This is a genomic window from Vibrio maritimus, from assembly GCF_021441885.1.
Lineage (GTDB): Bacteria > Pseudomonadota > Gammaproteobacteria > Enterobacterales > Vibrionaceae > Vibrio > Vibrio maritimus_B.
Genome location: NZ_CP090438.1, coordinates 1,017,388 through 1,028,125, shown reverse-complemented (window position 1 = coordinate 1,028,125; position 10,738 = coordinate 1,017,388). Strand labels below are relative to the sequence as shown.

Annotated in this window: 12 protein-coding genes; all 12 read left to right on the top strand. The window is 45.3% G+C overall.

The features are described 5' to 3' along the window. Window positions 1-15 precede the first annotated feature (15 nt). The 12 genes from LY387_RS04795 to LY387_RS04740 all read left to right on the top strand — a co-directional run bounded on the left by LY387_RS04795 (window position 16) and on the right by LY387_RS04740 (window position 10,735). Window positions 16-792 carry a family 16 glycosylhydrolase gene (locus LY387_RS04795; protein ID WP_234495494.1) on the top strand — a complete coding sequence of 259 codons (777 nt, stop codon included), beginning with the start codon at window positions 16-18 and terminating at the stop codon, window positions 790-792. An 81-nt stretch (window positions 793-873) separates the two neighbouring features. Next, window positions 874-1,677, top strand: a complete 804-nt coding sequence (locus tag LY387_RS04790; RefSeq protein ID WP_234495493.1) for a Cof-type HAD-IIB family hydrolase — start codon at window positions 874-876, stop codon at window positions 1,675-1,677. Window positions 1,678-1,855: 178 nt separating this feature from the next. Further along, on the top strand, window positions 1,856-2,194 hold the full coding sequence (locus tag LY387_RS04785; protein ID WP_234495492.1) for a HopJ type III effector protein: 339 nt from the start codon (window positions 1,856-1,858) through the stop codon (window positions 2,192-2,194). A 508-nt stretch (window positions 2,195-2,702) separates the two neighbouring features. Next, window positions 2,703-3,704 (top strand): 3-dehydro-L-gulonate 2-dehydrogenase, encoded by a 1,002-nt coding sequence (gene yiaK, locus LY387_RS04780; RefSeq protein ID WP_234495491.1) that lies wholly within the window; start codon window positions 2,703-2,705, stop codon window positions 3,702-3,704. A gap of 24 nt (window positions 3,705-3,728) precedes the next feature. Further along, window positions 3,729-4,217, top strand: a complete 489-nt coding sequence (locus LY387_RS04775) for a TRAP transporter small permease (protein WP_234495490.1) — start codon at window positions 3,729-3,731, stop codon at window positions 4,215-4,217. Next, a complete protein-coding gene (locus LY387_RS04770) occupies window positions 4,217-5,497 on the top strand; it encodes a TRAP transporter large permease subunit (protein WP_063602942.1) in 1,281 nt (426 codons plus the stop codon). The genes LY387_RS04775 and LY387_RS04770 overlap by 1 nt, the downstream gene beginning before the upstream one ends. Before the next feature lie 21 nt (window positions 5,498-5,518). Further along, a complete protein-coding gene (locus tag LY387_RS04765) occupies window positions 5,519-6,493 on the top strand; it encodes a DctP family TRAP transporter solute-binding subunit (RefSeq protein WP_234495489.1) in 975 nt (324 codons plus the stop codon). An 81-nt stretch (window positions 6,494-6,574) separates the two neighbouring features. Beyond that, a complete protein-coding gene (locus tag LY387_RS04760; RefSeq protein ID WP_234495488.1) occupies window positions 6,575-7,267 on the top strand; it encodes an L-ribulose-5-phosphate 4-epimerase in 693 nt (230 codons plus the stop codon). Between the two features lie 10 nt (window positions 7,268-7,277). After that, window positions 7,278-8,099 carry a Cof-type HAD-IIB family hydrolase gene (locus tag LY387_RS04755; RefSeq protein WP_234495487.1) on the top strand — a complete coding sequence of 274 codons (822 nt, stop codon included), beginning with the start codon at window positions 7,278-7,280 and terminating at the stop codon, window positions 8,097-8,099. Between the two features lie 17 nt (window positions 8,100-8,116). Then, on the top strand, window positions 8,117-8,605 hold the full coding sequence (locus tag LY387_RS04750; RefSeq protein ID WP_234495486.1) for a YhcH/YjgK/YiaL family protein: 489 nt from the start codon (window positions 8,117-8,119) through the stop codon (window positions 8,603-8,605). Further along, window positions 8,605-10,098 (top strand): FGGY-family carbohydrate kinase, encoded by a 1,494-nt coding sequence (locus LY387_RS04745; RefSeq protein ID WP_234495485.1) that lies wholly within the window; start codon window positions 8,605-8,607, stop codon window positions 10,096-10,098. Before LY387_RS04750 ends, LY387_RS04745 begins: the two co-directional genes overlap by 1 nt. Continuing rightward, on the top strand, window positions 10,091-10,735 hold the full coding sequence (locus tag LY387_RS04740) for a 3-keto-L-gulonate-6-phosphate decarboxylase UlaD (RefSeq protein WP_234495484.1): 645 nt from the start codon (window positions 10,091-10,093) through the stop codon (window positions 10,733-10,735). Before LY387_RS04745 ends, LY387_RS04740 begins: the two co-directional genes overlap by 8 nt. Window positions 10,736-10,738 lie beyond the last annotated feature (3 nt).

Below are 10,738 nucleotides of genomic sequence, written 5' to 3'. Positions count from 1 at the left end.
AAAAGGAATTGAGACATGGTTAAGCCATTTACTTATTTGGCAGCTGGTTTGATGACGCCAGCCATTGCAATGGGAGCCAGTTTTAGTGACCCTCTCACCGAACTCGACAATCAAACTTGGTTTCTCGCCGACGGCTGGGAGAATGGCTTTCCGTTTTTGAACCGCTGGACTAAAGAGCAAGCGCTATTCACCAACGAAGGCTTGACCCTAACGCTGAAAAACACCATCGATGATCATGGCTACAAGGATGTCGTTTCAGGGGAAATAAGAAGCTATGGCTATTATGGTAACGGCTGTTTCGAAGTCGAAATGAAACCGGTTAAAGCTGATGGTGTCGTGAGCGCTTTCTTTCTGTTTGCAGGCCCCTATGACCAGCCTGAAGGTGGAAACGGAATTCACAATGAGATAGATATCGAGTTTTTAGGTATGAACACCAATTTGGTTCAACTGAACTTTTGGACCAACGATGACAACTACGAACAGCACAACGAGTATATCCATTATCTGGACTTTGACGCCTCAGAAGACTTTCACACTTACGCTATCGAATGGAATAAAAACACCATCAAGTGGTTTATTGATGGTGAGCTTGTCTATCGCGTTAGGAATACCGACGACCAACCCATCCCGATGAAATCGGATAGCAGGCTTAGAATTATGATGAATGTGTGGGCTACTAATCCACAGATTTCCAACTGGGCAGGCACCTACGATGAAACCACCGGGCTCGAGCATTCCGCGCACTTTCGAAACTTCAAATACACACGGTCAAAATGTAAGAACAATGATTAAGACACCGTAATTTACTGCCTGCAACTTTGAATTTGAGTATACTCCTGTCCTTGTTCATTCAAACACCATACACAGCGACCTATGACCGACATTATTAAGTTCATCGCCACCGACATGGATGGCACATTGCTTGACGAAAACAGCAATTTGCCACCAGCATTCCCAGAGTTTTTCCAACGACTCAAGAATGAAAACATTCTATTCGCTGCTGCCTCTGGTCGTCAGTACTACAGTCTGTACGATACCTTTGAAGGCTATCAAGACGAGATGTTGTTCATCGCGGAAAACGGCACGCTAGTGATGCATCAAGGCAAAGAACTTTATAGCTGCACACTCGATAGTGATTCAGTTCCATCGATCATCACCAAAGCTCGCAGCATTAATGATGCATTCATCGTTTTATGCGGCAAGAGAGGAGCTTATATCGAGACTCAAGATCCAACCGCACTCGAAGAAATTAGCAAGTACTACCACCGCTGCGAGTACGTTGAAGATCTGCTTACTGTTGAAGACGAGTTCATCAAGATCGCAGTACTTAATTTCAATGGCTCAGCGGAACAGATTGAGCCAATAATTCGACCTGCATTCGGTGATGACTTCCAGGTTGTGGTGAGTGCAAAAATTTGGCTTGATGTTATGAACAAGGTCGCCTCAAAGGGTGCCGCAATTCGTCACCTGCAGCAGACGATGGGGTTCACGTATCAACAAACCATGAGTTTTGGTGATTACTTTAATGACGCAGAAATGCTTAAAGAGAGCTATTACTCGTATGCAATGGAAAACGCACACCCTGGTGTCAAAGAAATTGCGCGCTTTTCAGCACCAAGTAACACTGAGTTTGGCGTAATTAGCGCGGTATACGACTTTTTAGATAACCAGCGGTAAGGTTATCTAAGTCGCCAACTGAACAATTAACAGGGGTTCGAGATTAGCGCGAGCCCCTCTTTAATCAAAGCTAAAACCAGCCTTACCCCTTCCCTTTCAGTTTTTCTCACTTCCTGCCCAATTTTCAATTGTCTGATGATATAGTACCGACTCGGAACAATATCGAAGGAAAGGAAAAATGGAAAAGTTTCTAGAGTTGCTGGCAGCACAACCGAATGACGTCATGTTTGAACAGACGATGCAGGTTATTGACGAGCATTTCGAGTTCAGCCCAGTTAGCTTTACTAACGGTGAGACCCAGAACCAAGCAGGCCAAAACAATGGCTCTTGTAAGATTTTTGCTTTTGCGAAAATTAAGGAACTGGATGAGCAATCAACGCTAGCGTGTTTTGGTCAGTACTACCGTGATGATGTACTTAAAAACCCTAATGGCAACGACCACGCAAACATCCGTAACTTTATCAAACACGGCTGGGCTGGTATTCGCTTTGATGGCGTTGCTTTGACTGCTAAATAAGTATTGCAGCACAACTACATTTGAAATATCGGCAGTTGTAGCTGTATTCAGTTTTGTTGCTCCATCGAGCTACTCATATTGAGGCTCGGTGGAACAAATCTAGCCAAACTATCCACTCTCGCTCCACAAGCAATTCGTATTACGATACTAAATACTCAGCGTGACCCTATTTTAAAAAACAGCTCACCTCTTTATCTGATCATTAAACCAATAACGAAAATTAATAAACCCACCCATCAATAACGACCATTTATAGAATGCCCCCCCGCAAAATCTCTCAATGAAACCGTATTTTCATTGAATAAACTACATAACGTAGATCTAGAGCACACTAATTGTCTCGCAATGCGGAATTATAGAATCTTTTTATTCCTTTTTTTAACCAGCTAACAGTTATTGGCAAAAGAGTTAATAGCCGAAATTTTCTCCACTTGGCTCACAGTTTTATTTTGGAATTATATTCATAATTAATTCCGTATTATGGAATTTAACTTAGCGGAGAGCTCAAATGCCATTGGTATCTACGGAAAAACTACAACAAGAATATGAACGAATTCTTTTAGCTCGCGACATGAAACCTGAAATGGCAACTAAGCTAGCCGCGGGTTTTGTTGAAATGGCCAACGAAGGGACTTATTCACACGGTATTAACCGATTCCCGGTATTTATTGACCAAGTCGACAAAGGACAAATCAAACTTAACGCCGAACCAGAATGTGTAAACAGCATGGGCGCATTGGAACAATGGGATTGTAATTTTGGTCCTGGTGTACTCAACGGGTTAATTTGCGCAGAGCGAGCGATGGAATTGGCTCGTGATTATGGCATTGGCATGGTCGGTATGCGCAATTCCAACCATTGGATGCGTGGTGGTGCCTACGTACTAAAAATGGCGCGCCAGGGTTTCGCTGGTATCGCTTCTACTAACTCGATTGCAGTTATGCCAGCTTGGGGAGGTAAAGACCATCGAGTTGGCTCCAACCCATTGATTATGGCTATTGCAGGTGACCCACCAGTAGTAGTTGATTGCTCAATGACCCAATTTTCCTACGGGCAATTACAGAATTTCGTTTTGGCAGACAAAGAGCTACCTGTTGTTGGCGGCTTCGATAACAACGGTGAGCTAACTAAAGACCCACATGTTCTTTGGGAAAATAAACGCCTCCTACCAATGGGATTCTGGAAAGGTTCTTCAATGGCCATTGTCTTGGACATGATGTTGACCGCGATCACAGGTGGTAACTCAGTACCTGCCTTGACTGAAGATATGGGAGGTGAATTTGGTGTATCTCAATTCCTGATCGCGATTGACCTCAGTAAGACCATGGACGAGAGCCGTTATAGCGCAGAAATGAAGCGCATTCGCGACTATGTCCTTGCTTCTGAACCAGCAGAAACAGGTTCAGTGATGATTGCTGGTTCTGAGATCCAAAACTTCATCAACAAACACGAAGCAGCTGGCGGCATCGAGATCAATGATGGCATTTGGGATCAAATTACATCTCTGTAATTTGCCTAAGGTAGGGAAAGCTTTATGCAAAGTGTATTCAAGAGTATTTGGAAAAGCATCGACGTCATCATGGCTGTCATACTGACTTGCATGATTGTCCTCGTATTTACCAACGTTGTATTACGTTACGGCTTTTCATCTGGTCTTCGTCCCTCTGTAGAACTATCTCGCCTTGGTCTTGTATGGGTAGTCATGCTCGGTGCAGCCGTTGTGCTGCGCCGAGGTGAGCACCTTGCTGTCTCGGAATTTTCAGAACGACTATTTCCAAAAGCAGTACCCGTATTAAGACGACTTTGTTGGATAGTGGTGCTTGTATCAGTAAGCATGCTCTTCATCGGTTCTTACCGTCAAATGATGTCCAACTGGTCTGATATTTCTCAACTTACAGGGCTACCTTCAGCGTTATTTTACTTAGCTGGCGTGGTGTCAGGAGGGCTTATGGGCGTAATCGCTTTTGTGCGAATCTTCAAGCCAGACTGGCAGTTAGATAGCTTAGAAGAGGAGAAAGAATAATGACGCTAGCCATTTTCTTATCGGTATTGATTGTCTCGATCCTACTTGGTCTCCCAGTGGCATTTGCCCTGTTATTGTCTTCAATAGCACTGATGCTACATATGGACTTCTTCAGTGCGGACATTCTTGCGCAGTCTTTAATTAATGGCGTAGACAGCTTTACGCTACTTGCGATTCCATTCTTCCTCATTGCAGGCGAAGTTATGGCATCAGGTGGTTTGTCGCAGCGTATTGTCCGCTTAGCCACTACTTATGTCGGGCATCGTCAGGGCGGTTTAGGCTACGTAGCCATCATGACCTCAGTTCTACTTGCTGGACTATCAGGCTCAGCCGTGGCGGACGCAGCAGCCTTAGTAAGTATCTTGTATCCCATGATGAAAGCGGCGAAATATCCTGAAGCTCCTTCAATGGGTTTGCTGGCTTCAGGCGGCATCATCGCACCGGTTATTCCACCTTCAATTCCTCTTATCTTAGTAGGTGTTGCAGGCGGCATCTCCATCAAAAACCTGTTCCTTGGCGGCATCGTCCCGGGGCTATTAATGGGCCTGACATTGATGTTCGTTTGGCGAATGACCGTTCGCAAAGAGAATCTAGAAACATCGGCAAAAGCCACCAAAGCAGAGAAACGAGCGGCGCTTAAAGATGGTGTCTGGGCACTATTGCTACCAGTAATCATCATCGTCGGCATTCGCTTCGGTATCTTTACTCCAACGGAAGCAGCGGTTGTTGCAGCAGCATACGCAATTTTCATCTCTACCTTTGTGTACAAAGAGTTGACGCTTAAGAAGTTCTACGACATCGTCATCAACGCAGGTCGGTCAACGGCAATGGTCATGTTCTTAGTTGGCTGTGCCATGGTAGCAGCGTGGCTGATTACGGTCGCTCAGCTTCCTCAACAATTGGCGGAACTATTAGGTCCACTCGTGGATAGCCCTCGCCTGCTAATGGCGGTCATTATGTTACTCGTACTTTGCGTGGGCATGGTGATGGATTTAAGCCCAACCATTCTAATTCTCGTTCCACTGTTAATGCCTGTAATCAAGATGGCTGGCATTGACCCAACTTATTTTGGCCTTCTGTTCGTTATCAACTGTTCAATTGGCTTAATTACGCCTCCTGTAGGCACCGTACTAAACGTAGTTTGTGGTGTAGCTAGAGTGCCTATGTCGACTGCTGTGAAAGGTGTATTGCCATTCATAGGTGCATACATGGCCCTACTCGCATTGTTTGTCATATTTCCAAGCATTATCACTGTGCCAATGTCATTTGTCATTGGTTAACCCTCGACGGAGAAAATCATAATGAAAACCCTACTAAAACTCACGTTGCTTGCTTCAACTATCGCAATGAGCTCAAACGTACTTGCTGCAACAACTTTGAAATTAGCACACGCAGCACCAGAGTCTGATTTACAACAAAACCTGTCGTTATTCTTCAAGCAAGAAGTGGAAGCGCGCTCTAACGGCGACATCAAAGTCAACATCTATCCTCAAGGTCAGCTAGGCAGTGATAAGCAAATGATCGACGGGTCTCGCGCGGGGATTGTAGATTTGGCAATGGTCGGTTTGAACAACTATAACGGGTTAATGCCTGAGTCGGCAGCCTTTACCCTGCCGTTCATGTTCCCAGACCGTGAGACGGCATACAAAGTACTTGATGGTGAACCAGGTCAAGAAGTTCTGGCTAAGTTTGAGAAATTCGGTCTTAAAGGTCTTGGGTTCCCGGAAAACGGCTATCGCAACATGACCAATAATGATAAGCCTATTCGCACACCGGCAGACGTAAAAGGACTGCAAATGCGAGTTAATGGCTCTAAAGCACTAAACGACATGTTTAACGAACTTGGTGCTAACCCACAACAACTTCCGGTGTCTGAGCTTTACACAGCACTTGAAACAGGCGTTGTCGACTCTCAAGACCACCCAATTTCTGTAACGCTTTCGTTCAAGTTCAATGAAGTACAAAAATACTTAAGCCTTACTCAGCATGCTTATTCTCCATTGGTTCTAACTATGAACCTACGTAAATTCAACGGCCTAAGCCCAGAAGAGCAAAAGATCATCGAAGAGGTTTCAGCAGAAGCGGTAGCGATGCAACGCAGGCTCAGCATTGAGAAAGAAGACGAGATGATTGCAGAGCTTGAAGCACAGGGTATGCAAGTGAACCGTGATGTTGACGGCGCTGCATTCCAACAAGCTATCCAACCAGTTTGGAGTGCATATATCGAGAAAAATGGCGACACCATGATCAACAAGATCAAGGTAGCGGCTAAGTAACCATCGCTAGGGTTGCTTAGAGCTTATCTGAGTAACCCTTCTTTAACCTCCTCCTAAAACACGAACAACGGCAGTTTACTTATGTACCAAGAATTAAAGCAACGCGTACTCGCTGCAAACTTACAACTACCTAAATATGGTCTTGTTACCTTCACTTGGGGCAACGTATCCGAAATTGATCGCGAACGTGGCGTAATTGCTATCAAGCCATCAGGTGTGGAATACGATGTGATGACAGTCGACGATATTGTCGTTATCGATCTTGAAGGCAATCGTCTCGAAGGCAATCTGAATCCTTCAAGCGACACTGCGACTCACATTGAACTTTATAAAGCCTTCCCAACCATCGGTGGAATTGTTCATACCCATTCACGCAATGCGACAATTTGGGCACAAGCAGGCCGAGATATCCCAGCACTCGGCACTACTCATGCTGACTACTTTTATGGCGATGTCCCTTGCACACGCTTACTTAGTAAGGAAGAGATAGAGACTGATTACGAAAAAAACACTGGACTCGTCATCATTGAAGAGTTTAACCAAAGAGATATAGACCCTCAAGCTATGCCAGGCGCCATCATAGCTGGCCACGCTCCGTTTACCTGGGGTAAAGATGGGTCTGATGCTGTACACAATGCCGTCGTCATGGAGGAAATTGCGGCGATGGCAACCGCAACTCGTGCTATCAGCCCAGAAGTTGCCATTCAACCCGAGTTGCTCGACAAACACTACAACCGTAAGCACGGCAAGAATTCATACTACGGGCAGAAGTAAGGGTAATCCTATGTACAAATTATTGGCGTTAGACCTCGATGGGACACTGCTTAACTCAGCGCATACTATCAGCGGAGAGTTGATCGAAACCATACAACAGATCGCGGTGAACACACATGTGGTGATTGTAACAGGTCGCCACCATGTCGCCGCGAAGCCATATTACGACCAACTCGGTCTTTCGACGCCAATCATTTGTTGCAACGGTACCTATATCTTTGACTACCAGAACAACTCTGTGATTCAAGAAAATGCCATCGACAAAAACATAGCTAATCAGTTCATCACGCTCTCACAAGCACATGACCTCAAAATGGTGATGTATGTTCGTGATGCCATGCTCTACTCACGAGCTCGTCCTATTGAGTATATGGAAGCTTTACTTACCTGGTCACAAACCTTCCCAGAAAGCGAACGCCCGAATATTCAAAAGGTAGATGATTTCCAACTTGAAGCAGAACGCTCAGACTACGTTTGGAAGTTCGTCGTCGAGGGTGAAGTAGACAGCTTTGCAAAACTGCCTTTCATAAAAAAACACTTTAATGGTGAACGTTCTTGGATTGACCGAGTCGATTTTGCAGCAACAGGCAACAGCAAAGGTAATGCGATATGTCAGTATATTTTGCCCTTAGGCATCGAACTTGATGAGTGCGTGGCCGTTGGTGACAACCACAACGATATTTCCATGTTGAAAGTCGCTGGTATCGGTATCGCGATGAAAAACGCCGATGATACCGTAAAAAGCGCCGCCAACCTTATCACCGAAAAAAACAATGATGATAAGCGCAGCCTGGCACTTTTATTAAAACAACTCTTTCTCAATACTCATTAATAGAAATCGAGAACTCTATGTTAGTTGGAAGCACTCAACCTACTTCAATAACAAAGTCGTACCCTATCGTTATCCAAAACGTCTTGGAATACTTAAATAGCCTTGATTATGCATCTCTCACTTTGGGGCGTCATGAATTACCCGGGTTTGATTCAAATAAGGCGTGGTTTGTTGTACTGGAATACAACAAAGAACCTCTGGAAAACTTCAAGCCTGAAGTTCACAAATATCACTCTGATTTGCAAATTGTGCTAGAGGGTAGTGAGACCATGGCGTGGTCTATCGACACGGGCAAGCACACAAACGCCGAACCTTATTTAGAACAAAGAGATCTGCAATTCTACAATCATGACGGTATTGATCTAAACCTTATTCACGCTACGCCAAAACAGTTTTACTTGTTCACACCCAATATCGTGCACATTACCAATATCAAAAATGATGATGACCAGCCAGTAAGGAAACTTGTGGTGAAGATTCATAACGATCTACTGGAAGCGAAATAATGAACTATTACATCGGTATTGATTCTGGCGGCACCTTTATGAAAGCCGCGTTATTTGACGCTAACGGCACCCAATGCGGACTCGCTCGCGTTTCAGCAAGCGTCATCAACGATCAACAAGGTTGGGTGGAGCGTGATTTGGATGCGCTGTGGCAAAACGCGGTTGATGTGATTAGACAGCTGTTAGCGCAGACTGACGTTGACCCTACCGACATTAAAGGGCTGAGCATTTCCGCCCAAGGTAAAGGGGTTTACCTGCTAGATAAGAAAGGGCAAAGCCTAGGATACGGCATCATGTCTTCCGACTCGCGCTCTTTGCCCATCGTCAAAAGTTGGTTAGATCAAGGCGTTGCTGAGACGATTTATCCAACCACCTTGCAAACGCTTTGGACAGGACACCCCGTGTCTATCCTTCGATGGCTCAAAGAGAACGATATCGAGCGTTACAACAATATTGGTGCGATTCTCATGTCCCACGATTATTTGAGATATCGCTTAACTGGCGAAGTCGCCGCCGAGCTAACCAACATATCTGAGAGTAACCTCTTCAATTCCATCACCGGTGAGTACGATAAATCACTTTTGAGCATATTCGGTATAGAGGAGCTCTGGGATGCGCTACCTCCAATTGTAAAACCGCAACAACAAGCCGGCAAAGTTACGGCTGCGATCGCTAAAGAGACAGGCCTTGCAGAAGGCACTCCTGTGTTCGGTGGACTTTTCGACGTCGTCTCAACCGCGATCTGTTCTGGCATTAACTCATCCGAAGACAAGCTCAACTATGTGATGGGTACATGGGCAGTCACCTCGGGAATCTCAAAACAGGTCACTAAAGCACATCATAACTTCGTCTATGGTCACTATGCCATTGACGATGAATACATTATTCATGAGGCCAGCCCAACCTCGGCTGGTAACTACGAATGGTTCGCCGATTACCTTGGAGAGAGCGGTGAGCTCGACCACACACAAAACCAAGCATTAGTGGCAGCATTAGCGCCAGCGTCAAGTTCAGTCTACTTCGTGCCTTTCCTCTACGGCTCCAATCAGGGCTTAGGTTTGAAATCTGGCTTTTATGGTCTTCAGTCTCACCACAGCAAGGGCCACTTAATTCAAGCGATCTGGGAAGGGATTCTTTTCTGTCACAATCTGCACCTTGAACGGATGCGTCAGCGTTTTCCAAAAGCAAAGGTACTAAAGGTAACTGGGGGGCCAGCCATGAGTTCCGTCTGGATGCAGATGTTAGCCGACCTTACCGGTATGACAGTAGAAATATCTGAAGTTGATGAAACTGGCTCTTTAGGGGCAGCAATGATGGCTATGGTGGGCTCTGGGGAGTTTGATTCTCTCCAGGAATGCACTAACAGCATTACAAGTTCGGTGTCTCGCATCGAGCCCAATCCAGAGAACCATTCACGTTACCAAAAGAAATACCACAACTACCAAAAACTGGTTCAGTTATTCAAACAATTTGAGGATGAAATCGATGCCTAAACCTTTATTGCAAATGGCACTTGACGCAACCGACCTCGATGTGGCTCTCGCGTCGATAGAACATGTTGCGGACAAACTAGATGTCATTGAGGTCGGTACTATTTTGGCGTTCGCTCATGGTGTGGACAGTGTAAAAGTCCTCCGTGAAAAATACCCCAATCATACCGTCGTCTGCGACATGAAAATAACCGATGCCAGTGCCATTTTAGCGCGCTTGGCCATGGAAGCAGGTGCCAACTGGGTCACCGTAAGCGCTGCAGCTCATATCGAAACCATACGTTCTGCCAAAAATGTCACCGATGAGTTCGATGGCGAAGTACAGATCGAGCTCTACGGTCGTTGGACGCTGGACGACGCCAGAGCTTGGGTCGAGATGGGAATTACCCATGCTATTTACCATCGGTCACGTGATGCTGAACTCGCTGGCGTTAATTGGACCCAACAAGATTTAAATAAAATGCAGGAATTATCGAATTTAGGAATTGAACTCTCTATCACTGGTGGTATTGTGCCAGACGATCTGCATTTGTTTAAGAATCTTACTGTTAAGTCATTTATTGCTGGTCGAGCGTTAGCTGGTAGCAATGGTCGTGAAGTAGCAGAAAGTTTTCACACTGAAATAGGAAAACATTGGTAGCAC

Coding starts and splice junctions, on each gene's coding strand:
- LY387_RS04775 (WP_234495490.1), top strand. CDS start 3,729: ATGCAAAGTGTATTCAAGAGTATTTGGAAAAGCATCGACGTCATCATG.
- LY387_RS04765 (WP_234495489.1), top strand. CDS start 5,519: ATGAAAACCCTACTAAAACTCACGTTGCTTGCTTCAACTATCGCAATG.
- LY387_RS04785 (WP_234495492.1), top strand. CDS start 1,856: ATGGAAAAGTTTCTAGAGTTGCTGGCAGCACAACCGAATGACGTCATG.
- LY387_RS04750 (WP_234495486.1), top strand. CDS start 8,117: ATGTTAGTTGGAAGCACTCAACCTACTTCAATAACAAAGTCGTACCCT.
- LY387_RS04740 (WP_234495484.1), top strand. CDS start 10,091: ATGCCTAAACCTTTATTGCAAATGGCACTTGACGCAACCGACCTCGAT.
- yiaK (WP_234495491.1), top strand. CDS start 2,703: ATGCCATTGGTATCTACGGAAAAACTACAACAAGAATATGAACGAATT.
- LY387_RS04755 (WP_234495487.1), top strand. CDS start 7,278: ATGTACAAATTATTGGCGTTAGACCTCGATGGGACACTGCTTAACTCA.
- LY387_RS04760 (WP_234495488.1), top strand. CDS start 6,575: ATGTACCAAGAATTAAAGCAACGCGTACTCGCTGCAAACTTACAACTA.
- LY387_RS04770 (WP_063602942.1), top strand. CDS start 4,217: ATGACGCTAGCCATTTTCTTATCGGTATTGATTGTCTCGATCCTACTT.
- LY387_RS04795 (WP_234495494.1), top strand. CDS start 16: ATGGTTAAGCCATTTACTTATTTGGCAGCTGGTTTGATGACGCCAGCC.
- LY387_RS04745 (WP_234495485.1), top strand. CDS start 8,605: ATGAACTATTACATCGGTATTGATTCTGGCGGCACCTTTATGAAAGCC.
- LY387_RS04790 (WP_234495493.1), top strand. CDS start 874: ATGACCGACATTATTAAGTTCATCGCCACCGACATGGATGGCACATTG.